Annotated in this window: 26 protein-coding genes; 19 read left to right on the top strand and 7 right to left on the bottom strand. The window is 44.5% G+C overall.

The window, feature by feature from the left end; all coding sequences use genetic code 11:
• Positions 1 to 33 precede the first annotated feature (33 nt).
• Both B5X68_RS20810 and B5X68_RS20805 read left to right on the top strand, forming a co-directional pair.
• Entirely contained in the window at positions 34 to 297 is a 264-nt protein-coding gene (locus tag B5X68_RS20810; RefSeq protein WP_082216701.1) for a DUF4160 domain-containing protein, read from the top strand.
• Positions 297 to 596 carry a hypothetical protein gene (locus B5X68_RS20805; RefSeq protein ID WP_082216700.1) on the top strand — a complete coding sequence of 100 codons (300 nt, stop codon included), beginning with the start codon at positions 297 to 299 and terminating at the stop codon, positions 594 to 596. The genes B5X68_RS20810 and B5X68_RS20805 overlap by 1 nt, the downstream gene beginning before the upstream one ends.
• 1 nt (position 597) lies before the next feature.
• On the opposite strand, the gene B5X68_RS20800 is transcribed toward B5X68_RS20805, so the two are convergent.
• Positions 598 to 1,506, bottom strand: coding sequence for a DUF1338 domain-containing protein (locus B5X68_RS20800; protein WP_082216699.1), 909 nt, complete (start codon positions 1,504 to 1,506; stop codon positions 598 to 600).
• 35 nt (positions 1,507 to 1,541) lie between these two features.
• Complete coding sequence (gene proC / locus B5X68_RS20795; protein ID WP_082216698.1) at positions 1,542 to 2,345, bottom strand: pyrroline-5-carboxylate reductase; 804 nt, start codon at positions 2,343 to 2,345, stop codon at positions 1,542 to 1,544.
• A 312-nt stretch (positions 2,346 to 2,657) separates the two neighbouring features.
• On the opposite strand from proC, the gene B5X68_RS20790 reads away from it, so the two are divergent.
• The 5 genes from B5X68_RS20790 (at position 2,658) to B5X68_RS20770 (ending at position 11,263) form a co-directional block, all read left to right on the top strand.
• Positions 2,658 to 6,080, top strand: a complete 3,423-nt coding sequence (locus B5X68_RS20790) for a transglutaminase family protein (RefSeq protein ID WP_082216697.1) — start codon at positions 2,658 to 2,660, stop codon at positions 6,078 to 6,080.
• Between the two features lie 30 nt (positions 6,081 to 6,110).
• Positions 6,111 to 8,666, top strand: a complete 2,556-nt coding sequence (locus B5X68_RS20785; protein WP_082216696.1) for a circularly permuted type 2 ATP-grasp protein — start codon at positions 6,111 to 6,113, stop codon at positions 8,664 to 8,666.
• Positions 8,656 to 9,531: a transglutaminase family protein gene (locus tag B5X68_RS20780; RefSeq protein ID WP_082216695.1), complete on the top strand. Its 876-nt coding sequence runs from the start codon at positions 8,656 to 8,658 to the stop codon at positions 9,529 to 9,531. Before B5X68_RS20785 ends, B5X68_RS20780 begins: the two co-directional genes overlap by 11 nt.
• Positions 9,532 to 9,703: 172 nt before the next feature.
• The gene (locus B5X68_RS20775; protein ID WP_082216694.1) at positions 9,704 to 10,684 is read left to right on the top strand and encodes a pyruvate dehydrogenase complex E1 component subunit beta; all 981 of its coding nucleotides are present in this window, start codon (positions 9,704 to 9,706) and stop codon (positions 10,682 to 10,684) included.
• 192 nt (positions 10,685 to 10,876) lie between these two features.
• On the top strand, positions 10,877 to 11,263 hold the full coding sequence (locus B5X68_RS20770; protein WP_082216884.1) for a TraR/DksA family transcriptional regulator: 387 nt from the start codon (positions 10,877 to 10,879) through the stop codon (positions 11,261 to 11,263).
• Positions 11,264 to 11,326: 63 nt separating this feature from the next.
• On the opposite strand, the gene B5X68_RS20765 is transcribed toward B5X68_RS20770, so the two are convergent.
• Entirely contained in the window at positions 11,327 to 12,550 is a 1,224-nt protein-coding gene (locus B5X68_RS20765) for a metallophosphoesterase family protein (protein WP_082216693.1), read from the bottom strand.
• Between the two features lie 117 nt (positions 12,551 to 12,667).
• Between B5X68_RS20765 and B5X68_RS20760 the strand changes: the two genes are divergently transcribed.
• A complete protein-coding gene (locus B5X68_RS20760) occupies positions 12,668 to 13,420 on the top strand; it encodes a polysaccharide deacetylase family protein (protein ID WP_229208506.1) in 753 nt (250 codons plus the stop codon).
• 3 nt (positions 13,421 to 13,423) lie between these two features.
• Here B5X68_RS20760 and B5X68_RS20755 read toward each other — a convergent pair whose 3' ends face one another.
• The 4 genes from B5X68_RS20755 to B5X68_RS20740 form a co-directional block, all read right to left on the bottom strand.
• Entirely contained in the window at positions 13,424 to 14,539 is a 1,116-nt protein-coding gene (locus B5X68_RS20755) for an acyltransferase family protein (RefSeq protein WP_229208505.1), read from the bottom strand.
• A gap of 31 nt (positions 14,540 to 14,570) precedes the next feature.
• Positions 14,571 to 15,092 carry a KdsC family phosphatase gene (locus B5X68_RS20750; RefSeq protein ID WP_082216690.1) on the bottom strand — a complete coding sequence of 174 codons (522 nt, stop codon included), beginning with the start codon at positions 15,090 to 15,092 and terminating at the stop codon, positions 14,571 to 14,573.
• A 65-nt stretch (positions 15,093 to 15,157) separates the two neighbouring features.
• A complete protein-coding gene (locus B5X68_RS20745; RefSeq protein ID WP_082216689.1) occupies positions 15,158 to 15,961 on the bottom strand; it encodes a Rossmann-like and DUF2520 domain-containing protein in 804 nt (267 codons plus the stop codon).
• A 52-nt stretch (positions 15,962 to 16,013) separates the two neighbouring features.
• The gene (locus B5X68_RS20740; RefSeq protein ID WP_212568027.1) at positions 16,014 to 16,733 is read right to left on the bottom strand and encodes a 3-keto-disaccharide hydrolase; all 720 of its coding nucleotides are present in this window, start codon (positions 16,731 to 16,733) and stop codon (positions 16,014 to 16,016) included.
• 140 nt (positions 16,734 to 16,873) lie between these two features.
• Between B5X68_RS20740 and B5X68_RS20735 the strand changes: the two genes are divergently transcribed.
• The 11 genes from B5X68_RS20735 to murG all read left to right on the top strand — a co-directional run bounded on the left by B5X68_RS20735 (position 16,874) and on the right by murG (position 26,404).
• Entirely contained in the window at positions 16,874 to 17,578 is a 705-nt protein-coding gene (locus tag B5X68_RS20735) for a hypothetical protein (RefSeq protein ID WP_082216688.1), read from the top strand.
• 166 nt (positions 17,579 to 17,744) lie between these two features.
• Positions 17,745 to 18,188, top strand: a complete 444-nt coding sequence (gene rplM, locus B5X68_RS20730; RefSeq protein WP_082216882.1) for a 50S ribosomal protein L13 — start codon at positions 17,745 to 17,747, stop codon at positions 18,186 to 18,188.
• Positions 18,189 to 18,191: 3 nt separating this feature from the next.
• Positions 18,192 to 18,578, top strand: a complete 387-nt coding sequence (rpsI, locus tag B5X68_RS20725; protein ID WP_082216687.1) for a 30S ribosomal protein S9 — start codon at positions 18,192 to 18,194, stop codon at positions 18,576 to 18,578.
• A gap of 87 nt (positions 18,579 to 18,665) precedes the next feature.
• Entirely contained in the window at positions 18,666 to 19,493 is an 828-nt protein-coding gene (rpsB, locus tag B5X68_RS20720; RefSeq protein WP_082216686.1) for a 30S ribosomal protein S2, read from the top strand.
• A gap of 183 nt (positions 19,494 to 19,676) precedes the next feature.
• Positions 19,677 to 20,513: a translation elongation factor Ts gene (tsf, locus tag B5X68_RS20715; RefSeq protein ID WP_082216685.1), complete on the top strand. Its 837-nt coding sequence runs from the start codon at positions 19,677 to 19,679 to the stop codon at positions 20,511 to 20,513.
• Between the two features lie 135 nt (positions 20,514 to 20,648).
• Entirely contained in the window at positions 20,649 to 21,245 is a 597-nt protein-coding gene (locus tag B5X68_RS20710; RefSeq protein ID WP_082216684.1) for an RNA polymerase sigma factor, read from the top strand.
• 101 nt (positions 21,246 to 21,346) lie between these two features.
• Complete coding sequence (locus B5X68_RS20705) at positions 21,347 to 22,270, top strand: DUF3078 domain-containing protein (protein ID WP_082216683.1); 924 nt, start codon at positions 21,347 to 21,349, stop codon at positions 22,268 to 22,270.
• A gap of 25 nt (positions 22,271 to 22,295) precedes the next feature.
• On the top strand, positions 22,296 to 22,628 hold the full coding sequence (gene mscL, locus B5X68_RS20700; RefSeq protein ID WP_082216682.1) for a large-conductance mechanosensitive channel protein MscL: 333 nt from the start codon (positions 22,296 to 22,298) through the stop codon (positions 22,626 to 22,628).
• A gap of 130 nt (positions 22,629 to 22,758) precedes the next feature.
• The gene (gene murD, locus B5X68_RS20695) at positions 22,759 to 24,132 is read left to right on the top strand and encodes a UDP-N-acetylmuramoyl-L-alanine--D-glutamate ligase (protein ID WP_082216681.1); all 1,374 of its coding nucleotides are present in this window, start codon (positions 22,759 to 22,761) and stop codon (positions 24,130 to 24,132) included.
• A gap of 18 nt (positions 24,133 to 24,150) precedes the next feature.
• A complete protein-coding gene (locus B5X68_RS20690; RefSeq protein ID WP_082216680.1) occupies positions 24,151 to 25,305 on the top strand; it encodes an FtsW/RodA/SpoVE family cell cycle protein in 1,155 nt (384 codons plus the stop codon).
• A 1-nt stretch (position 25,306) separates the two neighbouring features.
• Entirely contained in the window at positions 25,307 to 26,404 is a 1,098-nt protein-coding gene (gene murG / locus B5X68_RS20685) for an undecaprenyldiphospho-muramoylpentapeptide beta-N-acetylglucosaminyltransferase (RefSeq protein WP_082216679.1), read from the top strand.
• Positions 26,405 to 26,430: the final 26 nt, after the last annotated feature.

Here is a 26,430-nt window from a genome sequence, read left to right as displayed (position 1 = left end):
ATTTTTCATTTTCACACACTTAAATACGAACCGATGCCTGAAATTTCCCGTTTTTTCGGAATAGTGATTTACATGTATTTCAAAGATCATCTTCCACCCCATTTTCACGCGGAATATGGCGATTATGAAGCGCAATTCTCCATTGAAACCGGCAATATTATAGTCGGAGATCTACCGAGGAAGCAGATTCGGCTAATTCAAGCCTGGGTTGAGCTTTATCGCGATGATCTTACGATCAATTATCAGGAATCACAAAAGGACAACGGGCAGTTTCGAAAAATTAGACCTTTGCAATAATGAATCCCAGAGTGAAAGAAATATTATCGATTAAGCCGTACATTATTGAAGCTTTATGGAGCGATGATAAGGTGAGGAAGATTGATTTTGGATCTTTCCTTTCGGACTATTTTCAAAAGGAGCAAAGTCATTATTATAAAATACTGAACGAACAGCGTTTTCTCGAAGCTAAAACCGACGGCAGAACCATTTATTGGGACGATGTATCTGAAATGGTCGACTACGACGGCAAACTTATCCCCGCACCATTGGATTTTTGCCCGGACGTGTTATTTGAACAATCTGTGCTTGCGGACTAACTCACCTCCCGGTCTGCGTGGTGTAGGTGCTTTCAAAAATCTTATCGGCATTCGCGGCTTCGAAGCCGTCACGGCGGTGTTTTCTTTGGATTTCTGCTGGGGGAATGTTTAGGAAATGAGGCAAAACCTTGCGCTCTGCAAACTCAACGTAGGAACCGGATATTTGTAAATGTTCACCGTTTGCAAATTCGGCGTTGATCATTTCTGCGACGGTGGCGCTTTGGAGAAGTCCGCCGTCAGGGCTGATTTTTATTTTTCCGCCCGAAGTGTTTAAGCGGATGCCATTCTGTTCCAAAAATTCATTGAACGCTGCCACTGTATTATAGCCATCGGGCAGGTTATGAACGCTGATTGTGAAGTGATTAAGATAGTATCTGTTATAAATAACCCAGGCGGCATATTCACTTTCCTGCAAAAGCGATTTGTAATCGGCCACAGTCGGTGTGCGCCACAATGGCTGATGGAGGAATGCATCCACTTCCTCGCCGTTGTCAAGGTCCAGTGAGTCAACCGGATCACTCGTCACTTCATTGGTGTAGCTTTTGATAATGCGCTGACTTTCTTCGGAGAGATCATTAACCCGCAGTTCGCTGACGAAAATGCGCGGATCGGCTTCTCTGGGCGGACTATACCACCAGGCGTCGAGCTTTTTGCCTTCGAAATAATAATGGTCCCGCTTCTCATATCCATAATGCAGGAAAATCTTCTCAAATGATTGGACCCCAAGATTTGGGACACCCATTGTCCGAAATGCAATGTGGTCATTTTCAATGTTATCCGAATTACTTACAATGTCTTTGGAGACCATTGCATTCAGAATTATGCCCACATCCGGGACGCGTTCTTTGTATCTGCGCATCAATCCGTTCAGCACAGTGTCCAGCGTTTTCAATTTATCTGATTGGCCCATAGCAGTTGGTTATAGGTATGCTGATATCTCAAACTTTATCCCTTCGATAATTCCGTTGACCTAACCTGCGCGGCAATGATCCCATTTTTCAATGTTTCATCTAAATGCCCGGCTTCAAATTGCCTCAATGCTGCCTCCGTTGTTCCTCCTTTTGAAGCAACCGCCTTAATCAACTCATCCAGAGACTTATCCGCTGTATTGATCAAATGAAAAGAGCCCAGCATGGTTTGTTTTACCAATAATGCTGCCACGGACTCTTCAAAGCCCATTTGCTTACCTGCTTCAATCATTGCTTTCACGACATAGAAAAAATAGGCCGGCCCGCTGCCACTCAAAGCAGTTACGGCATTCAATTGGTCCTCATCTTCCAAAAACACGGAACGGCCGGTTGCATTGATCAGGTTTTCGATTTTTCGCAGTTGGTTAATGTCCACTTCCGGCGACGCAGAATAAGCCGTAATGCCCATTCCAAGCATGGCAGGCGTATTTGGCATGGCACGGATTACTGCCTTATGATCCAGTGAATTTTGTATAATTTCAATGGTTACACCTGCCATAATGGACAGCACAACCTGATTTGGCTTCACAACTTCACGCAAAGCATTTGAAACAGAGGTGAAATCCTGAGGCTTAACCGATAAAATGATCAGATCATATTCGCTTATTTGCGGCCCTATGACGCCCGTAATAACGCCTGGCTGGAATGCATTAAGGCTCTCCATGCGGTCTTCGCTTTTTTCAACCAGTAAAAAGTCTTCTTTTTTTACCAGGTCAAATTTCAGGAAGGCACGGGCAAAGGCCATTCCCATATTTCCGCAGCCGATTATTGCAATTTTCATTTGAAGGATAATGTATTTGTATCGTAAGGTTTTGAGCGAATTACGTAACTTTTAAACAATTATCGGCTTTGGAAAAACAAATTGAGAAAATTTCCGGAGGAATGAATCAGACGTGAGGCATGTTAGAAAACATATGCCGTTATTGCATTGCTCAAATCGCGGATTCCGAAATTCAGGCAAGGTGAAAAATAATATTTCGTATAATTGTTTTTATCAAGCGGAATGTTTTGAAAAATTGGTATAATACATTTTTTTAAAGTCCTGAAATTTCCTGGTGCCGAATTAACCTAAGACTATTGTAATACTTCAATTATGGCTATAAAAGTTGCTATTTCTCATAAAACCAAATATCAGTTTGACCGGAGCGTTTCACTTTCACCGCACATTTTCCGGCTTCGCCCGGCCCCACATTCCAGAACGGCCATTGAAGGATACTCATTAAAAATTACTCCCGAAAATCATTTTATAAACTGGCAGCAGGACCCTTTTGGCAACTACCAGGCAAGGGTCGTCTTCCCCGAAAAAACGACTGAATTGAGTCTGGAAGTGGAGGTGATTGCCAAAATGCAGGTCATTAACCCCTTTGATTTCTTTGTAGAAGAATACGCGGAAATGTATCCGTTCTCTTATGAAGCAACATTAAAGAAGGAATTAGGGCCATATCTGGAACCCAGGGAAGCCGGGCCTGCCCTTATGGAATGGGTTGAAAAGGCAAAAGTCGACAAAGACATTAAGATCGTAGATTTTCTGGTTCATCTTAACCAGCAGATTTACAATGCAATACATTACAACATTCGCATGGAAGTGGGCGTCCAGACTTGCGAGGAAACATTAAATATCAAAAGCGGTTCCTGCCGTGACTCCGCGTGGCTGCTTGTGCAGATATTGAGACATTTGGGCATCGCTTCCCGGTTTGTTTCGGGTTACCTGGTGCAGCTCACTTCTGACATTAAATCACTTGATGGCCCCTCTGGCCCGGAAGCGGATTTTACTGATCTGCACGCCTGGACGGAAGCCTATGTGCCTGGCGCAGGCTGGATCGGGCTTGATCCTACATCCGGTTTATTCGCCAGCGAAGGCCATATTCCACTTTGCTGCACGCCTGATTATGCCAGCGCTGCGCCGGTTTCGGGTGCAACGGACATTTGCGAGGTTACATTTGAATTTGATAACAAAGTTTTCCGGATCCATGAAGATCCGCGTGTTACCAAGCCTTACACGGAAGAACAATGGGCTGCGGTGATGCAGGTTGGCCATGATGTGGAAAAAGATTTGCAGGAAGGCGACGTGCGTCTGACCATGGGCGGCGAGCCAACATTCATTTCCATCGATGATTTTGAGTCGCCCGAATGGAACACTGCTGCGGACGGGCCGTTGAAAAGACAATTGGCCTACGACTTGTCGCTAAGACTTAAAAAACGCTTTGCGCACGGTGGACTTCTACATTTTGGTCAAGGCAAATGGTATCCCGGCGAACCTTTTCCAAGATGGCAATATGCGCTTTACTGGCGAAACGATGGCGTTCCGATGTGGCGCAATGATGATCTGGTGACGAAGGAAGGACAAACAAAATACACATTCCGTGAAGCCGAGCTTTTCACAACCGAGCTTACCAAATATCTTGGTTTAGATACAAATAACATTACGCCTGCTTACGAGGACCCTATTTATTGGGCGATGGAAGAAGGGAAATTGCCGGTTAATGTTGATCCATTAAAGGTAAATCTAAAAGATTCTATCGAAAGAAGAACATTAGCGAAGTTGCTTGAAAAAGGCCTTAATAACCCTGCAGGCTTTGTTTTACCAATAAAGTGGAACGAAAAAGGACAACATTGGTCGAGTTCTGCATGGCAGTTCAAGCGTAATCATTGCTTCCTGATTCCCGGGAACTCCGCTATTGGTTTCAGGCTACCACTCAAATCTTTGCCGGAAGTTGCCAAGGCGCATCGCGAGCAGCCGGTGGAGCGCAGTCCATTTGAGGATTTGCCACCATTAATTGATTTCAAGCCGGTTGTGGAGTCGCGCTATGGCTCGGTTGCGCCGCCTTACGAGCTGCCGGTCAATGCGATTTTTGAGGATGAGGAAGATGAAAAAATATTAACGGAAAAAGAGGCTGAGGATAAATTGCTGTTTGAAATTCCGATTATCAAAACGGCGCTTTGTGTGGAAGAGCGGGACGGCATTATCTATGTTTATTTACCGCCAACCGATTATCTGGAACATTATCTGGACTTGATGGCGTCCATTGAGGCCACAGCTGAAAAGCTCCAAATGCCCGTACGGATCGAAGGTTATGCGGCGCCGTCAGATTCCAGGGTTCAGAAACTAATTGTGACGCCCGATCCAGGGGTTATCGAGGTGAACATTCATCCTGCAAAAAACTGGCAGGAATTGGTTGATAATATTAGTGCGCTCTACGAAGAGGCTTTCTTTTCGAGATTGGGCACAGATAAGTTTATGGTCGATGGTCGCCATACCGGAACCGGCGGCGGAAACCATGTGACGATTGGCGGTGCAAAACCAGCCGACAGCCCTATATTACGGCGTCCAGACCTGCTTAGGAGCTTGCTGACTTACTGGCAACATCATCCTGCGCTGAGTTACCTTTTTGCGGGGCCATTTATTGGTCCTACGAGCCAGGCGCCGCGCATTGATGAGGGCCGGGACGAGCGCCTTTATGAGGTTGAAATTGCATTTGAACAAATCCCGGAAGGTGAAGAAGTGCCATTCTGGATGGTTGACCGAATTTTCAGGAATTTGCTGGTGGACATTACGGGCAATACGCACCGTTCCGAGTTTTGCATGGATAAGCTTTACTCGCCTGATTCCGCAACGGGACAACTGGGGATTCTTGAATTCCGTGCATTCGATATGCCGCCGCATAAGCACATGAACCTGGTGCAGACGCTGCTCGTGCGTGCGTTAATCGCTAAATTTTGGAAAGAACCTTATAAACACAAGCTGATACGCTGGGGAACCGAGCTGCACGACCGCTTCCTTCTCCCGCATTTTGCGTATCTCGATATGGTGGATGTGGTGAAGGATATGAAAGATGCGGGGTATAACTTCGACATTTCGTGGTTTGATCCATTCTTCGAGTTCCGTTTCCCGCATTATGGTGGAATCACTGTCGATAATATCCAGCTCGACCTGCGCCTTGGCATTGAGCCGTGGCATGTTTTGGGAGAAGAATTATCGAACAGCGGCACAGCCCGTTTTGTGGATTCATCTTTGGAGCGCTTGCAGGTAAAAGTGAGCGGATTTGTGGAAGGCAGGCACATTCTGGTTTGTAATGGATGCCGCGTTCCGCTTCGAAGTTCGGGGATTAAGGGCGAATTTGTATCCGGGATCCGCTATAAAGCGTGGAACCCGCCATCTGCATTACATCCGACCATCGGGGCGGATGCGCCGCTGGTTTTTGACATTGTGGATACTTGGAATAACCGTATCTTAGGCGGTTGCACCTATTTCGTTTCCCATCCTGGCGGGCGCAGTTTTGATACTTACCCCGTTAACAGTTTTGAAGCAGAATCGCGTAAAATCAGCCTTTTCCAGGGTTTTGGACATACGCCGTCTGCCAAACAGGAAGTGCCTATTCTGGAAAAAAGTACAGGCAGTGTTTCGCGGTTTATTGCTGAGACCAAAAAAGAAATGAAAAGCGATACGCCGATAGAATTAATCAATCCGGAGTATCCAAATACACTGGATTTACGTAAATACTGGAAATCAAAATAGATTTTCAGGGCAAACCCTACTGATCGAATTATGCTTACCGAGGCTCCCGTGGATCTTTTACAATCATATCAAAGCGGGCTTAGTTCTTACGACGAAGTGCTGGATATGAACGGAAATATAAAGCCGTACTGGAAAGCGCTTTTCTCAAAACTCGAAAAACTGGGCTTAAACGAGCTCAAAAGCAGGAATCAGGAGATCATTAGCAAGCTCAGGGAAAATGGGGTAACCTATAATGTTTACGGCACGCCTGATGGCCTTAACCGTCCCTGGCAGCTGGACCCGATCCCTTTTTTAATTGAACAAAAAGAATGGAACGGCATTGCAAAAGGCCTGCAACAGCGCGCTATCCTGCTCGATCTGATCCTGAAAGACCTTTACGGCCCAAGAAATCTGGTCAAAGATGGCATTATTCCCGCCGAACTCGTTTTTGATAACACCGGCTTTTTCCGCCCGTGCATTGATATAAAAATACCTGCTAAAAACCAGCTGACCATGTTTGCCGCCGATATGGCACGTGGGCCGGACGGGCAAATGTGGATCGTTGATAACCGGACGCAAGCGCCTTCGGGGTCGGGCTATACATTGGAAAACCGCGTGGTAATGAGTAAGCTGCTTCCTGAGCTCGCCGAGGGAATGTATGTGAGCAAGTTATCGCCTTATTTCAATAGTCTTCAAAACACAGTTCTGAAACTATCCGATAAAAGCAAAGATGCGCCCAACATTGTCTATCTGACGCCAGGGCCTAATAACGAAGCTTATTTCGAGCACGCATATCTGGCCTCTTACCTGGGTTATACGCTCGCGCAGGGCGACGATCTGCTCGTACGTAACGGTTGTGTCTGGCTTAAATCCATCGATGGTCTGCAAAAAGTGGACGTGATCATTCGCCGGATCGACGACGATTGGTGCGATCCGCTGGAACTGCGGGAAGATTCGAGATTAGGCGTCCCTGGATTGTTACAGGCAATAAGGCTTGGTAATGTGCAGGTTTTGAACCCGCCGGGAACAAGTGTTTTGGAAAATCATGCGTTTCATGCATTTATGGGCAATATCTGCACTTATTTTTTAGGTGAAAAGCTCATTATGCCCTCCGTTGCCACCTGGTGGTGCGGCCATGTGAAAGAGCTCAATTATGTGCTCGAACATTTTGACGAACTGATCATTAAGAAAGCAAACCGCAAGACTAAGTTCAGGTCCAGATACGGCAGGCTGCTCAGCTATGCCGAAAAAGAAGAGCTGAAAAAGATGATCATTCAGCGGCCGCACGAGTTCATTGCCCAACAGGAAGTAAGCTTATCCACAACTCCGTCGCTGATCAATGGCAACATTGAGCCGCGCTATGCCGCATTGAGGGCATTCATGGTTGCTGATGAAAACGGTTATCACGTTATGCAGGGCGGATTAACGAGAAGTTCGCCTGTTAAGGACCGGTTTGTGATTTCGAATCAATACGGCGGATTGTCGAAGGACACCTGGATTGTATCTGATAAAACCGAGGAAGTTCAGGAAAAGATTGTTTTTACGTCTCCTGTTTCTGTTAACAAGCACGTCTCGCTCCCCAGCCGCAGTGCGGAAAATCTTTTCTGGATCGGCCGTTATTGCGAGCGGACGATGGCTGTGATCAAGTTTATGAACATTACCATCAATGTGCTTAACCTGGACAGGAATTTCGGTGGTTCGGCCAAACAGGAGCACATTAAGATCTTGCTGCAATCGTTGACCCATCTTTCTTCCACTTATCCGGGTTTTCTGGAAGAGGAAGATCTGATGTCTGATCCTTATACTGAGATCATTGATTTGATTTCAAATACAAACAGGCCAGGCAGCATTGCAGCTAATATAGGCTCATTTCTGAATGCCGTAGGAGCCGTAAGAAACCAGTGGGACCAGGAAATATGGCGCATTGTTGATTTGATTGATAATGGCTATCACGAGATCCGGAACGCTTCATCAATGCATAATAACAACATTCAGAAGACATTGGATGGATTGTTCAACAATATGTTCACTTTTTTGGGTGTAATCGCCGAGAGTATGCCGCGCGACAACAGCTTTTTATTGCTGGAAACGGGTAAATTGATCGAGCGGATTTTGTCGCGGGTGAGTGTGATACAATCAAATTTTGGTGTTAAAAATGCACCCGGCGTGGAAAATGAACTGATCGAGGCCACATTGATCAACCATCATTTGCTGGTCAATTACCGGCAGATCTATAAATCACATTTAAGTGTGGAAGCGATGCTGGATATGGTTTTGTTGGAAAAAACATTGCCTTACTCGCTGGTTTATATGCTCGATGAGTTGAAAAACAACATTGGCAGGTTACCCGTAACAACCCGGAGCGAGCGCCTGAATGAGGCCCAGAAATATGTTTTGCAAGCGTCAACATTAGTAAAACTGGCGGATGTTACAGAGCTGAGCAAAAGCAATGTAGGTTATGAAAGGCAGGAATTGTTTCACCTGCTTTCGGAGGTTTCCAGGCTGATCAGTTCGGTCTCTGTGAATTTGACCAACATGTATTTCAGCCATACGCTCATGCATCATTCATTTTACGACCCCAAGGAATACGATACGGATGAAATATAAACTGGTTCATAAAACGGAATATAAATACGCAGAGGCGGTCAATAATTATCATAGTCTGGTATGTCTCGCGCCGCGGTCATTGCCCGATCAGTTATGTCAGAATTTCACAATTAATATTTCGCCGGAACCCTCGCACATTATTGCACGCAAGGATTTTTACGGTAATACAACCCATTATTTTTCCCTGCATTCACCGCACAAAACGCTCACTGTGCTCACTACGGCAATGGTGGAGCGGATTACGGATGCCACCGGATCATTGTTTTTGCCTTCGGAGGAATCCAGTGAAACAGCGCGTCAGCGGCTGCTCGGTGACCGTGCATTGAAAATTTCTTTGCTGGAATACATGCTTCCAAGTCCGATGGTAAAATGGGACCAAGAGGTCAGGAATTTTGCCAAAGATTGTTTCCAGGAGGGGGTGCCGCTATATGAATGTGTAAAAGCGCTTTGCCGGAAAATTTACAGTGAATTCGATTTTGTCCCTGATTTCACAACTGTACATACGCCAATTAAGGATGTTTTAGCTGCCAAAAAGGGCGTTTGTCAGGATTTTTCGCATTTGGCCATTGCCTGTATAAGAAGCTACGGGTTTGCAGCGCGCTACGTAAGCGGATATCTGGAAACGCTGCCACCGCCCGGCAGGCCCAAATTGCAGGGCTCGGATGCGTCGCACGCGTGGATCTCGGTTTACATTCCCGATTACGGCTGGTGTGATTTTGACCCGACAAATAACATTGTTCCGGGCGAGCGGCATATTGTAACTGCGTGGGGCCGGGATTACAGCGACGTGCCGCCTTTGAAGGGGATCATTTTTAGTTATGGAAAACACATGCTTAATGTCGAAGTGGATGTAATTCCGGTGTAAAGAATAGTTAATATAAAGAATTTGAGAATTGGCCTCGTTTCTCTAATTTTACCAGATCATTTTGAAATAAGTATACAAAACCTCTTTTAATGTAACCGAGCAGATTAAATCCTACACATCGCATGGATTAGCAATGGTTTCTTCTAAGAATTAAATAATTATAAAATTACGAATGAAAGAATTAGCATTCAGAGATGCCATTCGCGACGCCATGTCGGAAGAGATGCGCCTTGACAAGAGTATTTTTTTAATGGGAGAGGAAGTTGCAGAATACAACGGCGCCTATAAAGCAAGTCAGGGAATGTTGGACGAATTCGGTCCCGAGCGCGTAATCGATACGCCTATCGCAGAGCTTGGCTTTGCCGGGATTGCGGTAGGAGCTGCCGGAAACGGACTTCGCCCCATTGTTGAATTCATGACTTTCAACTTTTCTCTGGTTGCAATTGATCAGATCATCAACAGTGCCGCGAAAATTCTTTCCATGTCTGCCGGCCAATATGGCTGCCCTATCGTTTTCCGCGGGCCAACCGGTAATGCGGGACAATTGGGAGCACAGCATTCTCAGAATTTCGAGAACTGGTTTGCTAACACCCCCGGGTTGAAGGTGGTTGTTCCTTCGAACCCATATGACGCAAAAGGGCTCTTGAAATCATCTATCCGTGACAATAACCCGGTTATTTTCATGGAATCAGAAGTGATGTACGGAGACAAAATGCAGGTTCCTGAGGAAGAATATCTGATCCCCCTTGGTAAAGCAGACATAAAACGTCAGGGAAAAGATGTTACCATCGTTTCTTTTGGTAAAATGATCCCACGGGTTGTTATGCCAGCCGTTTTGCAATTGGAAAAAGAAGGAATTGATGTAGAAGTTGTGGATTTGAGAACAGTTCGTCCTATTGACTATCCTGCTGTCATCGAATCAGTTAAGAAAACAAATCGTTGTGTGGTTGTAGAAGAGGCCTGGCCGCTTGCATCCATTTCAACGGAAATCACCTATCACATTCAGCGCCACGCGTTTGATTATATGGACGCCCCGGTGATCCGCGTAACGAACCGCGATGTGCCGCTTCCTTATGCGCCGACATTGATCGAAGAGATCCTGCCGAGCGTGAAACGAGTGGTGGAAGCTGTAAAGTCGGTGCTTTACAAGTAATAAGATAACAAACATGACAAAGCCATTTCCTCTTCCAGGTTGTGGCTTTGTCAGTTAAAGTGCCTGATGTCACTTCAAGTTAGATTTTTTTAGTCGGCAGCTTTGTTCTATTAAATAATTCCGAAATAGGCAGAATACTAGTACTTTTGTACTTTGAAACGCTCCTTAATAACGATTTACAAATCAATTAAGATTATGCAAGAAGAACGCACAAGATATTCAGAGGAAGAACTGAGGGAATTTGAAGAACTCATTCGCGGAAAATTGGAAGCAACAATGAGTGAGCTTAATTACATCAAAGGAGGTTTAAGTAAGAAGAACGACAGCGGCACCGACATTACAGCCGGTTCGGCCAAACTTGTTGAAGACGGAGCCGACGCCAGCGAGCGTGAAAACCTGAGCCAGCTGGCAGCCAGACTGCAGAAATACTCCATTCAATTGGAAAATGCATTGGTTCGCATCAAAAACGGCACATACGGAATTTGCATCGACACCGGCAAATTAATCCCAAAAGAAAGACTAAGAATCGTCCCTCATACACAGCAGACCATCGAAGCGAAGCTAAAAAGAGCTAGCTAAGGGTTGAAAACCTTCATATCGAGCGACAAGTGATCTACGGATTGCCTGTCGCTTTTTTGTTGTTTACCCTTCCTCCTCAGTCCCCAAAACCTCCCTGAAAACCTCCATTAATCCGTCCGAAGGTTCCTGGCCTTTGTTTTTTGTTTTGAAGTATTCTTGAAATAGCTTTTCCATGCTTAGCGAAAGGTCGATTTCTGCGTTGGCGGTGGAGAGCTCGCTTTTTTTGATTTGGGGGATGATCTGGATGATGCCGGAATGTGCATCGTTGAGGCGTTTTTTGTCGGACGCTTCGAGGTAATTATCGGAAATAATGGTTAGCTCGATCAGATCTTCGCTGTGCTCGCCTAGCCATTCAATTGCCTTATCAATGTCGTTGAAGCTTTTTCTGCGTAATTTTTTTCCTTTTGTCAGTTCTATCGGGCGATAGGAGACGAGCTTACCGGGTTCAGCTTCGATCAAAACCACGTACTTAGTCTGATTGGCTTCTGAAAAACTGTAAGCGAGCGGGCTGCTGGAATAAATAGCCGGTGCCGGATTTTTGTCAACAACCTGATATCTGTGCAAATGTCCAAGCGCGATATAATGTATTTTATCAGGGAAATTTTCTGTGTAAATGGCTTGTGCGCCGCCAATGTGCAAGATAGGACGTTCTTCCTCAGGCTCTTCGGGCATGGGGCCGCCTTTTTTCATGACGAACAAGTGGGTGATGAGCAAGTTGAAACCAGCGTCATCCAGATATTGATCTGCCAGCTCCTGCCAATGTTGCTGCAAATGAACCCGAAGCGCTTCTTCCGAATCTTCAACGCCTAAGAAAGTCTTCAAACGCTGCTCGTTGGCATAAGGGGTGTGGAGAATTCTTAACGGGAAGCTCGCATTGGGAAGTCCTATTTCAATAAATCCTTTTGCCGTGCGCAAAATATCGACCTTTGCCTGCGTGCAGAATTGCGAAATTTCTGTATTTGGAAAACCTACGAAAATGATCCCGCAAACTTTCGCTAATGCGTCCGGCACCTGAATGCGCTCAGGAGAATCGTGGTTTCCAGCAATGGCGATTACGGCGCGGCTCCCATTGGCTGATAAGCGATGTAATGTGCTGTATAATAACTCTGTGGCCTCGGAAGAAGGATTGAAATTATCAAACAGGTCACCTGCAACAACTACTGCATCGACTTGCTCATTTTCAGCAATCTGGCAAATTTCTTCGAGCACCTGGCGTTGTTCTTCCAGTCTTGGGTAATTATCGAGCTTTTTACCAATGTGCCAGTCAGCCGTGTGGAGGATTTTCATTTTGTGTGATTAATTTAGCGAAAATAACATTTCATCCGGTAAGTATTGAAATATTCAGCTGCTACGTTCTTGCGTCATTGCCTGTTTAAGTGCATTATTCTTTTTATCGGCATGAGTATGATCCAATGCCAAAATGGCGCGGAAACGCACGAAAAAGCGGGTGTAGCCATTTCTTTTGATGATCATTTTATCAACGAATGGTTTGCATTAAGGCCAATGTTCCAAAAATATAATGCGAAGGTCACTTTCTTCGTAACCTGTCCGGATAGCCTTACAAATGATGAAGTTGCTAAGCTGAAATTACTGCAAAGCGATGGTCACGAAATCGGCTTTCATGGCACGATTCATGGCAAATCAACTGAATTGATTGCAGCAGGCCCTGAAAAATATAAAGAAATTGAAATAACACCCGGCCTTTCGTATATGGCGAAGGCAGGCTTCAAACCAACCTCGTACGCGCATCCGGGCGGCGATCATAACAATCGGGTGGATTCTGTGCTGCTGGCCAGTGGATTTAAAATCCTTCGCGACGTAGCCATATCACGACGGAAAATAATGGGTTTTCAAATGTATGCATTGGCGCCACGACTCATGCCGTGGATTTATTATTCATTTGATAATGAAGATATTGTGGATGCGCTGCTGATCGATGAGGACACTGGATTAACAGAGCCGGAAATGATCGAAGCGCTTGAAAAAGCGAAAAGCACAAATAAAGCTTTAATGTTGTTTGGTCACGAACCGCTGTATAGCAAGCCTCGAAACGGTGAATATGGCTTTAATGTGCCGTTTCTTGAAAAAATATTAAAGGAAGCCGACCGCCAGAAATTGAAATTCTACACCATGTCGGAGCTTCCCCAAACGAAGTGATCATTATCTCCCGAATCGCTTGTCTTTGTACGCCAGCAAGGGCTTTTCAAAATAGGAATAAGAGAACGAAGCGACTGCAACGGATGCCACAAAGGTGATCACATACAAACTAATATGATATGATGTGCCAGTCCAGTCCGGGAGATATTTAGTCAAGATATTGATAATCAATACAATTACAAAAACGTGGTAAATGTATAGTCCATAGGAGACTTTTCCCAGATGGCTCATTACTGCATTGTTCAGGCTAATAATTGTATTTGGATTGCACGAAACATTCAGGATAAAGAAGGCGAAGAAAAGCGCGTAAACTTCCAGAAAGCCGTAAAAGTGAATACCTGAGAGAAAAAGTGCAAGTAAGAGCGTATACACAACGATTTGCAGGTCTTTGCGGAAAACGACTTGCAGTATCTGCGATTTTTGATTGTAAACCAGCCAGGCGCACAACCCGCCCAAAGCCATGGTCTGGATTCTGAATTGACCTAAAAAAGTGGAGATCATTGTGCTCTTTGTTTCTTCATCAACATTTACATAATGTAAGCCAATGAAAAGAATAGCAGCCGTTATGCCCAAAAAAAGCAGAATGATAGGAATGCGCCGCTTAGGATATTTGATCAGCCAGGGCCAGAGATAGTAAAACTGCTCTTCTACGCCAATAGACCAGGTTTGAGCGCACCAGTAAGGCAGATCGTAAAGCACGAAGGCGAAATTGGGCAAAACCAATAGGAGCAATGTAAGTCGTTCAGCGGCGTGTACAGTAAGCTTCTCGTCCGTTCCCGGAAAATTGAGCAGCTCAATGTGTGGAAATACAAAAAAGGAAAGACCAATGATCAGAAAATAAATAGGCCAGATCCTGAAAACCCTGCGCAGATAAAATTTCTTAGCATCGACATCGCCAAACCGGCCACGTTCTTCCAACAATAAATAGGTAATAAGGAAGCCGCTCAGGACGAAGAAAAGCCCGACGCCCAATCGTCCGGCATGCTGGATGATCGGAAGCTCATAAATATTGGCAATTCCCAAGGCATGTTTTGCCTGTTCCAGATGATGGAAAACGACCAACATGGCCGCAATGCACCGGATACCATTGAGATTTGGGAAGTAACGCTTTTTTTCCACTTATGCTAAGCCTGATTTCTGCATTGACTGATTATTGAAACCAAGCCATCCATTTGCCCTGAACCTTCATTACTTGCTCGATCAGGTCGCGGACTGCGCCGTGACCACCGTTTTTGGGAGATATATAATCTGATAATGCGAGGATTTCGTCCACCGAATCAGCCGGACAAGCACTGAGCACATTGGTTCGCATTACCTCATAATCGGGCAGGTCGTCGCCCATGAATACGATTTCGTCTTCGGTGAGACCGGTTTCTGCAAGATATTTTTTAAAAACCGGTAATTTACCATCCGGTGAAGTTCCGATGAAGATGTCCGTCACGCCGAGATATTCAAGTCGTTTGCGGACACCCATTTGATTTTGTGCAGAAATAATTGCCACCCGATAACCCATCCTGATCGCACGATTGATGCCATAACCGTCCTTTACATTAAAACTCCGGGGCTGCTCGCCGCTTTCCAGCGCAATCACGCTGCCGTCTGTCATGACGCCGTCAATGTCGAAAATAAAGGTTGTAATGCGTTTAAAGCGGTCTGTTAATGCTGCATTCATGAAAAATCAGGATAATGAATTCCGCAAATATAGCCTAACTTTTGAGGAGACAGCACCGGGACCTATTATTTTGAGATGTAGAAGTTCCTGATTTTGTCGGTCATGAGCCTGTAAATCTCGGTCCAATCTTCATTGGTTTCCTGCAAATATTCCAAATGCCGGTTGGTCGTTTTCCAGTCGCCACGGCGCGCAGGACCCGTTTGGCCAAGCGCAGGGTCATTGGAAAGCAATGCTTTGTGAATGGTTGTCTGGATCAGGGGCTTTAAGAGATCAAAGTTCAATTGCTCCCTTTCCAGCATATTTTGCGAAACCGTAAGAAGATAATTGGTAAAGTTGCTGGCAAACACCGCCGCCACATGCAGAATGAAGCGCTCATCAGAATCCATGCGGCTTACATTGTCACTCACGCTTTGTGCAAGCAGAATAAGCTTATTTTCAATCAGTTCACTTTTTGACTCAATACAAAAAGGAAGTTCCTTGTAGTCCATTTCCAATCCTTTTGTGAAGGTTTGAAGCGGATAAAAAACACCGGTATGCACATATACGTCACTGTAAATCTCCACCAGATTTTGAAATTCCGCGAGTGATCTGGTTCCCGAAGTGTGAACCAGTATAACGCCTTCGGGTAGCACAATGCGCTCGATAACACTTTCCAGTGCATCATCAGAAACGGCTATAACGATCAAATCGGCTTCGCTTTCGGAAAAATTAAGATCCGGTTGAATGTTGGTATCGTAAAGATAGGAAGCCAGTTGACGGGCTTTTTGGGTGTCGCGGCTATAAACTTCACAAATCCAATGACCGGCATCTTCAAAGGCCTGGGCAAGGTGCCAGGCCACGTTTCCGGAACCAACGAAGGAGATTTTCATGCAAAAAGCGTTATATCCGCCCTAAGTTATGGCATAAAGTTAATTTAGCAAATCAGTTGACCAGTGGGGCCGTCTGCGCAGCACTGGTTATGCCATCGGGCAGTTCCATAATGCGCATGTTTCGGAAATGGATTTCGGCGCCTTCTGCTTCGAGACATATATAGCCGCGTTTTCTCTCGGAGTTTCTCAAACCATTGACAAATTTACCGTTCACAGAAAGCTTCACAGTTCCGTCCACGCAAACCACCACATATTTATTCCATTCCCCTTTTCCTTTACACCTTTTTTCAAGGGATTTGCTCCTGATGCCTCTTGGATTATCGGGAACGGCCGTCATGCCCATCGTCGGGAACAGCTCACCATGTACATAATCATCCGTTGCGTTATGTTGTCTGGCATAATCGAGTTCCAGCATTTGCACTTCTATTGCTTTGGTAAGTGGGTCAGTTTCCTGCGGAGTGCCTTCGCTCCATACGAAAATGCCTGAATTGCCGCCAGCCTCCATATGTTTCCATTCAACTTCCAGTATAAAATTTTCATACTGGCGATCGGATCGCATCACGCCGATAGGTTTGCCAGAACAGATCAGGGTTCCGTTTTTCACTTTCCAGGTGTCTTTGGATGTATTCACATCCACCCAGCCATTCAGATTTCTTCCGTTAAAAAGCGGCCTGAAAGAAAGATTTTCAGGAGTTTGAGCATAGCTTACATGGAGCGTCACGGCAAAAGCCAGCGCTGCCATCACATAATGTTTAAAAATAGAGTTTCTCATGTTAATGATTTTAATCATCAAGGTTTAGGATCAGGAATGACGCAATATCGCAATTCTTCAAATGCTGTGACCTATATTTGGATTCAGGTTACGATGATTAAATTAATTTTCTCACACTAAAATTTATTGAAATGTTTCGAATGAAAGTTTTCTACGTTTTTGCAGTTCTGATAGCGGCGCTAAGCGCCGTGAATGTTTACGGTCAAACGCAATCGCAGGCAAGCGCTGTTATTGATGTCGGAACGGGTTTCAGTGACGACAATTCTTTTGCGCCTTCCGTCCTTTATTATGAACAGGTGAGCATGAACAGAATCCCGTGGTTCAGGTTTGGGCTGGGCATCAGGGCGTGGGGCTATTATGCAAACCGGACGAATTTGTATACAAAAACCGATTCTCCACAGGATTATCTGGAATATGACAAAGTTTCCGCCAACGGACTGAGCTTTGTAGTTGGAGCCAATTTAAGGTTCTGGAAAATTGATCTGGGGATAAATACAGACTTAATTGGGGCGTCATTCGGTTCTCAGCGACGCGGTTACTATGAAAGAAATATAACCGAGCCTGGAACGGGATCTCCTAATAACGAGATGTGGTTGAAAACTTCGCCGGTGATTTTTAATGTTGCCCCACTGTTTCTGGAAAACTATAACGGACAGTCCGAGGCGTATGCACGCATTTATCTAACAAGGCGCATTGGTGTCAAAATCGGCTATGTGTATGGGCATATTGCGTATAGGACAAAGAATGTTGCAGACGGCAAAGTGTTCCTGGACAATAATCAACGCCGTGTTTCGCAAAACTACGGCATGCCGTATGCTGCGGTAAGTTTTCCTTTGCTTCACTAGGCATTACGGAAACTTGCAATGTGCCCTGATTCCTGCTGCCGGGTGAAATTTCACAAACATACTTGTTATTCAATTTGTTAAACTCTATATTTGCACTCCCATTTTGCGATGGGACTGTCTTGTTACAGTGTAATTTATTGAAAATCAATTAAAATTTTTGTTAATCGTGGATACGTTAAGCTACAAAACCATCTCGGCGAACAAAAACACAGTGAACAAGGAGTGGGTTGTTGTGGATGCTCAGGATGCAATTTTAGGCCGTTTGGCAAGTGAAGTTGCGAAAATTATCAGAGGCAAGCACAAGGCAAGTTACACTCCTCATGTGGACTGTGGTGATAATGTTATCATTATCAACGCCGATAAGATCAAGTTGACAGGAAAGAAAATGACGGACAAAATTTATGTTCGCCATACAGGTTATCCGGGAGGTCAGCGTTTTCAAACTCCCCGTGAGTTGCTCGAAAAACACCCAGGTCGTGTAATCGAGAAAGCCGTAAGAGGCATGCTTCCAAAGAATCGTTTGGGACGTCGTTTATTCACAAATCTGTTTGTTTATGCTGATGCAGAACACCCGCACAGCGCTCAGCAACCAAAAGAAATCAAGTTGTAATTCATGGAAGTGATCAACAAAATAGGTAGGAGAAAAACAGCTGTGGCCCGTATTTATATGACGCCCGGCAAAGGAGATATTAAGGTTAACGGACGCGATTACAAGGAATATTTTCCTTTTGAAGTGCACCAGATCGTTGTTCAGCAGCCTTTTGCTGTGATCAGTGGAGGCAACGGTTATGATCTTAAAGTCAATGTAAGAGGCGGTGGGATTTCAGGACAGGCGGAAGCAATCCGTATGGCTATTTCCCGGGCGCTTTGCGAATACAACGGAGAATTCCGCGGTGCGTTGAAGAAAGAAGGATTCCTTACCCGTGACCCTCGTATGGTTGAGCGTAAGAAATACGGACGCGCTAAGGCTCGTAAGAGATTCCAGTTCTCGAAACGTTAATATTCAAATGTCCAGACAGTACTTATCGTGCCCGATGTGCTGTGCTGCGTAATTTTATTAAGACATTTTTTAAAACATTAATCTGTAATGGCACAAATAGAATATAAAGAACTATTGGATGCAGGTGTACACTTTGGTCACCTTACCCGCAAGTGGGATCCACGCATGGCTCCATACATCTTCATGGAGAAAAACGGGATCCACATCATTGACCTGAATAAAACTTTGAGCTGCATCGATCAGGCGGAAGCCGCTTTGAAGCAGATCGTTCGTTCAGGACGTAAGATCATGTTTGTTGCTACTAAAAAACAAGCGCAGGAAATCGTAACGGAAGAGGCAAAACGCCTTAAAATGCCTTACGTAACTGATCGCTGGTTGGGTGGTATGCTTACAAACTTCGGCACAATTCGCAAGTCTTTGAAAAAAATGCAGACTCTTGAGAAGATGCTAAAAGACGAAACCACGGTTAGCAATATAGCGAAAAGAGAACGCCTGATGCTTACACGTGAAAAGGATAAACTGGAAAGAGTGTTAGGTGGTGTAGCTGACTTAACTCGTCTTCCTGCTGCCCTTTTCATCGTTGATGTAAAACGCGAGCACATTGCAGTTTCAGAAGCAAAAAGATTGAACATACCCATCTTTGCGATCTGCGACACGAACTCAAACCCAGATCTTGTTGACTTCCCAATCCCAAGCAATGATGATGCTTACAAAGCTATCTCATTGATCACTTTGGCAATTGGTAAAGCGATTGAAGAAGGTTTGATGGAACGCAAACAAGATAAAGACGATCAGCGCATGGTAGAAGAGGAAGAAGCGAAACGTCAGGTTGACAAAGGCAACGAAGAAACTGCAGCAGCTCCGCGTGCCGAAGCTCCTGCGGAGACAAGTGTTGCTGAAAGTGATGAAGAGTAATCAGGGCGATATGGAATAGGTTTTCGCCTTTCCTGTCTGAACAGATAAAGTAGCCCATAGCCTATTGCTATGGGCTACAGTTTTTTAAAATTCTACCGGATGCGGATTTGTTAACTGTTTTCTAACACAACATTAACAGCCGTTTCCATTCAAATCAGTAATAACCAATATTAAAAATAGATCATGGCAATCACCGCACAAGATGTAAACAAACTCCGCCAAATGACTGGCGCGGGCATGATGGATTGTAAAAAAGCACTTCAGGAAGCTGACGGTGATTTTGACAAAGCCGTTGATATTCTTCGTAAGCAAGGACAAAAAGTTGCAGCAAAACGTGCTGATAACGCAGTTTCAGAAGGAACAGTGGTTGTAGCGATCAGCGCTGACGGAACAAATGGTAAACTGATCGCATTTGCCTGCGAAACTGAGCCGGTTTCTAATGTAGAAGATTTCAAAAATCTCGCACAAAGCATTTTGGACAAAGCAGTAGCAGATAACATTGCTGATAAAGACGCTTTGCTTTCAGCTACATTGTCTGACGGCCGTCCTGTTAGCGAGCACATTGTTGACCTGGTGGGTAAATTGGGAGAAAAACTTGAAATCACTGCTTACGAAAATGTAACAGCTGACAAAGTAGTCCCTTATATTCACTCCAATGGCAAATTGGGCGTTTTGGTAGCATTTGAAGGTGTTAACGGAACAGATGTTGCTGAGCTTGGAAAAGACGTTGCCATGCAGATCGCTGCCATGAAGCCTATCGCTTTGGATAAAGACGAAGTGGATTCAGCAACAGTTGAGCGCGAAATCGAAGTGGGTAAAGAACAAGCAAGAGCAGAAGGTAAGCCTGAGGCAATGCTTGAAAAAATCGCTCAGGGAAAACTTCAAAAATTCTATAAGGATAATACCTTGTTGAATCAGGAATTCGTAAAGGATTCTTCGCTAACTATCCGCCAGTTACTAGAGAAAACTGCAAAGGGTTTAACGGTGAAATCTTTCAAAAGAGTCGCTATCGGAGCGTAAAAAGCACTTCTTATAAAATAATATTGACAACGCCTGGTATCTATTTGTATACCAGGCGTTGTTTTTTAATATTTACAAAAAATTGATTAATCCATTAATTTTTTGGACACACACTCTCAGTGATATTGATTTAAGATGGTTGAAACATTCGCAGGTTATGCATGGCATAACGTAACAGACGAGGAATTGGTTAAGCTTTTTCTAGAATCCGGGAATGACCGATATTTTGAAAAACTATACGACCGATACGCGCTCAAAGTGTTTCAGAGATGCCTTTCATTAACACGAGACGCCGGTCGCGCCGAAGATCTCACCCACGATGTGTTTCTTAAATTGGTGTTCAAAATGAACACTTTCAAAAAAGGCGCGAAATTCTCCACCTGGCTTTACACCGTCACGTATAACCATTGCATGGACCTGATGCGGTCCAACAAAAAACGGGTCATAACCGTACGTCAGGACAGCGCCGACTCTGTTGAGCACATGGATCTGGATAAAGTTTTTGGGGTTGAAGAGGTTAATATAAACATATTGCGACAGGCTTTGGACCAGTTACAGCCTGACGAAAAGGCCCTTCTTTATATGAAGTATATGGATGACCGGAGCATACGGTATATAGCAGGAACATCCCAATTAACCGAAAGCGCAGTTAAAATGCGCCTTATGCGCTCTCGTGAGAAGCTCAGACGCGTATATATGGAAATTGAATATTTGGGGAATTTCTGCAAATAGTTATGAATTTCGATAATCTATTAATTACTTACACCCGGAAACCCTCTTCCCTCACGCGTTAAAGTGAACTTCACTTATTTTATTCACGAAAAACATTCGAAATGAGCGGAAAATTTCAGCGTCACCTCTTAATCATCGCGTTGCTTGCATTAACATTACCAGGTTTCGCGCAAACAGTAGACTTAAGCAATTCTCTTAATGCCGGAAAGCTCAAAACACCCGGCGACACCACATGGAAAAAAATTGAATTCGGAGCAAATCTAAACCAGGGATCATTCAGTTCTAACTGGACGGGTGGAGGTGTAAATTCGGTTGCATTGGGATTATTTTTTAATGCATTGAATGAAAAAATAAAGGGCAAAAATGCCTGGAGAAATGATTTCCAGTCTCAATACGGGATTGTTCGGAACAAAGGGCAACAAAGTCGCAAGAATGTAGACCGGATATTTTTTGATACTAAATACAACAGATCCATCGCAGCTAAATGGAGCCTTTTTGCTAATGTCAACTTTCTCTCCCAATTTGGCGCGGGTTATAATTATTCCTCCAACCCGGATTCCGCTGATCTAAAAAAGAAAGTTTCAGGAATACTTTCTCCTGCATATCTGACGGAGGCCATCGGTATTGAATATCGTCCTGTGCCTTATTTCTTTATTGACTTTGCACCCGGCGCATTAAGGCAGACCATTGTTGTGGATAAGGAGCTTTATGTAAACACGCCAGACCAGAAAAACTACGGTGTGCCCATTGGGAAAAGAATCAGGACAGAGGCCGCATTGATGCAGATCGTAGCCAACTTTGATAAGGACATCGCCAAAGATGTAAATTTGAAGTTCAGATATCTCATGTTTGCAAGTTTCAAGCATCCGGGGAACATAGATAACCGCCTGGATGCCATGCTGACGGCGAAAATTAACAAGTATGTGAATGTAAATCTGGGAGCTATTATGGTATATGATGACGACCAGAGTAATAAAGTGCAGTTTGCGCAAGCTTTAAGTATCGGATTTTTATACTCATTCTAATTGTTCCAACTAACCTCAACTTGTTATGCTGCAGGAATTTAAAATTTTTATTGCAAAGGGGAATGTTCTCGATTTAGCTGTCGGTGTTGTTATCGGTGCAGCTTTTGGAAAGATCACAACCTCACTTGTCGAAGACATTATTAATCCCGTTCTGGGTCTGCTGATCGGCGGCGTGGATTTTACTCAGTTGAAAATCGTGTTGAAGGAAGCAGTAGGTAAAACGCCTGAGGTCGCTATTAAATATGGTAATTTTATTCAGGTTCTGATACAGTTTATCATCATTGCATGGGTCATTTTTATGATTGTGAAACTCGCCAACAGACTACGGTTTTCCGAGTCGCTTGTTAAGAAAGAATAATTGTTTTTATTCCAAAAACAGTAAAAACGAGGTGCATTTGATGTGCCTCGTTTTTTATTAAGTTATTAATTTAATAGGCAAAATTTTTTTCTGGAAAAGATTTACCTTCGTGTTTAGTGCTGTTTGTTCAATGTTTAAAAGTAGTCTTGTGCAAAAAAAGGTCGTTATTTTGGGTGGAGGAGAAAGTGGCACCGGAGCCGCGATCCTGGCCAAATCCAAAGGTTTTGGTGTGTTTTTATCAGATCGTGGACTATTAAACCAAAAATACATTGACGTCCTTAACAGCGAGAATATTCCGTTTGAACAGGGAAGTCATTCAGAGTCAAGGATTTTAGAAAGCGATCTCGTTATTAAGAGCCCGGGCATTCCGGACACGGTGGCGCTGATTGTTGCATTGAAGGAAAAAGGGATTCCGGTCATTTCGGAGATCGAATTTGCATCCCGATATACAACTGCCAAGTTGATTGCCATAACAGGGAGCAATGGTAAAACCACCACCACGCTTCTTACTTATCATTTGCTGAAAAACGCCGGGCTGAATGTTGGTTTGGCAGGGAATATCGGGGATAGTTTTGCGTGGCAAGTTGCCGAAAAGCAATTTGACTATTATGTCTTAGAAATCAGCAGTTTCCAGTTGGATAACATTCAGGACTTCCACCCGAAAATCGCCGTTTTGCTCAACATTACGCCCGATCATTTGGATCGCTACGGCTATAATTTTCAGAATTATATCGATTCAAAATTCAACATTGTCCAGAACCAGACATCCGAAGACCATTTCATCTTTTTTGAAGACAGCGAAGTGATCACCGCTGAGCTTTTGAAACGGATCATTAATGCTCAAAAAGTAAAAATATCGCTGGCAAATAAATTAACCGAAGGTGCTTATCTGGATGAAGGGAAACTGGTTTCCAATGTTGGTAACAGCACTTTTGAGCAAACATTTGCAGCATTACCAATCAAAGGCCCGCATAATGCGATTAATGCACTGGCAGCAATAGCGGTTGCGCAGCTTGTAGGCGTAAGTGCAGAGAAAATTGCCGAAGGCCTGAAATCTTTCACCAATGCGCCACACAGGCTGGAAGAAGTGGAAGTTATCGACAACGTGACATACATTAACGACTCCAAAGCAACCAATGTGGATTCGGTTTTTTACGCCTTAGGCAGTTTCGAACGACCGGTCGTTTTAATCGCAGGCGGCGTAGATAAAGGCAATGATTATAGCCAGATAGAAACGCTCGTGCGTAATAAAGTGAAGGCTTTGATAGTTCTTAGTAAAGATTTCGAGAAATTGGAAACTTACTTTTCCGGAATTGTCCCTCAAATATACATAACCCAGGATGTCCAGGATGCGGTTAATAAGGCGCAGGAATGGAGTGTTCCGGGTGATATTGTACTTCTTTCTCCTGCCTGCGCGAGTTTTGATTTATTTAAGAACTACGAAGATAGGGGTGATAAATTCAAAGCGGCGGTCAGAAATCTTACCAGTCAAAATCATCATTAAGCATTACCGGTCACCCATATGGATTTCTTGCTAAAATCAAGAGAAGACACACAGGCATGGTTCAGCAAAAACCTTAAAGGCGATCCCTGGATTTGGGGAATTTGCATCGTAATGCTAATGTGGAGCATCGTGGTGGTGTATAGCGCCAGTGTGAAGGACGCTTACAGCCAAATGGACGGGAACACAGAATATTATCTTTATAAGCACGTCCTGTTATGCTTTCTGTCATTGATGGTCATGTATTTCGTCCATCGCATTCCCTATATCAAATTTGTCTACGTTACCCGGCTAGCGGTCTGGAGTTCGATATTGTTGCTGATTTTCACGATGTTCTTCGGGACATCCGTAAATGATGCGGCGAGATGGATTGAGATTCCGGTAATTGGCCAGCGTTTTCAGCCTTCGGAGTGGGCAAAAGTCGCATTAATAGCACATTTATCCCTAATCCTGGCAAGGCACATTAAAGGTGGCTGGAACACGCGGGAACTCTTTACCGAGCCGCTTGCATTGGTAGGGATCGTTTGCGGGCTGATATTTACGAGTAATGTTTCCACTGCCGTTATGTTGGCCGGCATTTGCTTTCTTTTAATGTTTGTAGGCAAAGTTCCGCTGCATTATTTGTTCTTCACAGCATTGGGCCTCGTGTTTTTCGCAACCATTGCCATCCTGCTCAACTCAACACAAAGATCGGGAACTGCACAAAACCGGATTTCTGCTTTTTTTGATAAAGATGTTGTAGTATATCAATCCCAGCAATCCTATATGGCTATGGCGCGGGGCGGATTATACGGAGAAGGTGTCGCTAAAAGCCGTCAGCGCCGTTTCCTGCCTGAGCCTCAGAAGGACTTCATTTTTGCCGTTGCCGTAGAAGAGTATGGCACATTAGGCGGCACTGTTCTCATCGTTCTTTATCTCATTCTTTTGTATAGGGGCTTAAAAGCCATCGAAGCGACGAAACGCCCATTTGGCGGGCTGCTTTCAGCCGGGCTCACATTCATCGTCGTAAGCCAGGCTTTTTCAGCTATGGCCGTTACAGTGGGACTTGTGCCGGTTACAGGGCAAACATTGCCATTTTTTAGTCAGGGCGGAACATCTTTGCTTTTTACCGGCATCGCAATGGGTATGATCCTGAGTGTGAGCCGCGGGGAAACAGTAGAAGAGAAAAAGATTTAAAATGTCGAAAAGAGTCATTATAAGCGGAGGCGGCACTGGCGGGCACATTTATCCTGCAATTGCGATAGCCAATGCTTTACAAAAGAAAGACCCTGAGCTCGAAGTGCTTTTCGTAGGCGCTTTGGGCAAAATGGAAATGGAAAAAGTGCCTCGCGCAGGCTTTGAGATCGTAGGCTTGCCCATCGCGGGCTTAAAAAGATCATTGTCCCTCGATAATCTCCTTGTCCCCTTTAAACTCATTAATAGCTTGTCGAAAGCCAAAGGTATAATTGAGGATTTTAAACCCGACGTTGCGGTGGGAGTGGGCGGTTTTGCCAGCGGGCCTTTGCTAATGATGGCGTCCTTGGCAGGAATTCCAACATTAATTCAGGAACAAAATTCCTATGCAGGGATTACGAATAAGTTTTTGGGAAAAAAAGCCAGGAAAATATGCGTGGCTTACCCGGGAATGGAAGCATTTTTTCCTGCGGATAAAATATCGCTTTTGGGAAACCCGGTCAGAAGCGATATCGTGGATGTATCGGCAAGAAATAAGGAAGCACTTGTTGAGTTCGGGTTAAATGGCGCGCATAAGACACTTTTTGTCATGGGTGGAAGCCTGGGTGCACGGTCTATTAATGAGAGTATCAATGCAGGTTTGCCTCAACTGCTAGAAGCTGGGTATCAGATTTTGTGGCAAACAGGCCGAGCCTACATTGACACAGCCAAACAAACCATCGCCGATCTGGGAACAGACAAAGTAAAAGCATTTGACTTTATTTATACAATGGACCTTGCCTATGCAGTCGCCGACGTAGTGATTTCAAGAGCCGGGGCATTATCCGTTTCCGAATTATGTCTGGCTGCCAAGCCTTCGATACTGGTCCCTTTTCCGGCCGCTGCCGAAGACCATCAGACCAAGAATGCCTTAACATTGGTTGAGCAGGATGCAGCTTTGATGATCAAGGATTCAAAAACCATGCAGGAGCTCGTTCCCAAGGCGCTTGAACTTTTGAAGGATATTGTGAAACAGGACGAGCTAAAATTGAATATCCGGAAGCTGGCCCGGCCCAATGCTGCCGATGATATTGCAGCAGAAGTTTTCAAATTAATCAAGTAAAAAACCTCAGGAATCGATCTTATGTC

Source organism: Dyadobacter psychrophilus (genome assembly GCF_900167945.1).
Lineage (GTDB): Bacteria > Bacteroidota > Bacteroidia > Cytophagales > Spirosomataceae > Dyadobacter > Dyadobacter psychrophilus.
Note: the sequence above shows the minus strand (reverse complement) of the source record. Positions and strands in the feature narration are given on the sequence as shown.

What these genes read in the sequence shown, in the direction of transcription:
- B5X68_RS20785 (WP_082216696.1), top strand. Translation starts at nt 6,111, where the DNA reads ATGCTTACCGAGGCTCCCGTGGATCTTTTACAATCATATCAAAGCGGG.
- B5X68_RS20810 (WP_082216701.1), top strand. Translation starts at nt 34, where the DNA reads ATGCCTGAAATTTCCCGTTTTTTCGGAATAGTGATTTACATGTATTTC.
- B5X68_RS20775 (WP_082216694.1), top strand. Translation starts at nt 9,704, where the DNA reads ATGAAAGAATTAGCATTCAGAGATGCCATTCGCGACGCCATGTCGGAA.
- proC (WP_082216698.1), bottom strand. Translation starts at nt 2,345, where the DNA reads ATGAAAATTGCAATAATCGGCTGCGGAAATATGGGAATGGCCTTTGCC.
- mscL (WP_082216682.1), top strand. Translation starts at nt 22,296, where the DNA reads ATGCTGCAGGAATTTAAAATTTTTATTGCAAAGGGGAATGTTCTCGAT.
- B5X68_RS20760 (WP_229208506.1), top strand. Translation starts at nt 12,668, where the DNA reads ATGATCCAATGCCAAAATGGCGCGGAAACGCACGAAAAAGCGGGTGTA.
- B5X68_RS20750 (WP_082216690.1), bottom strand. Translation starts at nt 15,092, where the DNA reads ATGAATGCAGCATTAACAGACCGCTTTAAACGCATTACAACCTTTATT.
- B5X68_RS20745 (WP_082216689.1), bottom strand. Translation starts at nt 15,961, where the DNA reads ATGAAAATCTCCTTCGTTGGTTCCGGAAACGTGGCCTGGCACCTTGCC.
- rpsI (WP_082216687.1), top strand. Translation starts at nt 18,192, where the DNA reads ATGGAAGTGATCAACAAAATAGGTAGGAGAAAAACAGCTGTGGCCCGT.
- B5X68_RS20690 (WP_082216680.1), top strand. Translation starts at nt 24,151, where the DNA reads ATGGATTTCTTGCTAAAATCAAGAGAAGACACACAGGCATGGTTCAGC.
- B5X68_RS20705 (WP_082216683.1), top strand. Translation starts at nt 21,347, where the DNA reads ATGAGCGGAAAATTTCAGCGTCACCTCTTAATCATCGCGTTGCTTGCA.
- B5X68_RS20790 (WP_082216697.1), top strand. Translation starts at nt 2,658, where the DNA reads ATGGCTATAAAAGTTGCTATTTCTCATAAAACCAAATATCAGTTTGAC.
- B5X68_RS20780 (WP_082216695.1), top strand. Translation starts at nt 8,656, where the DNA reads ATGAAATATAAACTGGTTCATAAAACGGAATATAAATACGCAGAGGCG.
- B5X68_RS20735 (WP_082216688.1), top strand. Translation starts at nt 16,874, where the DNA reads ATGAAAGTTTTCTACGTTTTTGCAGTTCTGATAGCGGCGCTAAGCGCC.
- tsf (WP_082216685.1), top strand. Translation starts at nt 19,677, where the DNA reads ATGGCAATCACCGCACAAGATGTAAACAAACTCCGCCAAATGACTGGC.
- B5X68_RS20805 (WP_082216700.1), top strand. Translation starts at nt 297, where the DNA reads ATGAATCCCAGAGTGAAAGAAATATTATCGATTAAGCCGTACATTATT.
- rpsB (WP_082216686.1), top strand. Translation starts at nt 18,666, where the DNA reads ATGGCACAAATAGAATATAAAGAACTATTGGATGCAGGTGTACACTTT.
- murG (WP_082216679.1), top strand. Translation starts at nt 25,307, where the DNA reads ATGTCGAAAAGAGTCATTATAAGCGGAGGCGGCACTGGCGGGCACATT.
- B5X68_RS20740 (WP_212568027.1), bottom strand. Translation starts at nt 16,733, where the DNA reads ATGAGAAACTCTATTTTTAAACATTATGTGATGGCAGCGCTGGCTTTT.
- B5X68_RS20800 (WP_082216699.1), bottom strand. Translation starts at nt 1,506, where the DNA reads ATGGGCCAATCAGATAAATTGAAAACGCTGGACACTGTGCTGAACGGA.
- murD (WP_082216681.1), top strand. Translation starts at nt 22,759, where the DNA reads ATGTTTAAAAGTAGTCTTGTGCAAAAAAAGGTCGTTATTTTGGGTGGA.
- B5X68_RS20765 (WP_082216693.1), bottom strand. Translation starts at nt 12,550, where the DNA reads ATGAAAATCCTCCACACGGCTGACTGGCACATTGGTAAAAAGCTCGAT.
- B5X68_RS20710 (WP_082216684.1), top strand. Translation starts at nt 20,649, where the DNA reads ATGGTTGAAACATTCGCAGGTTATGCATGGCATAACGTAACAGACGAG.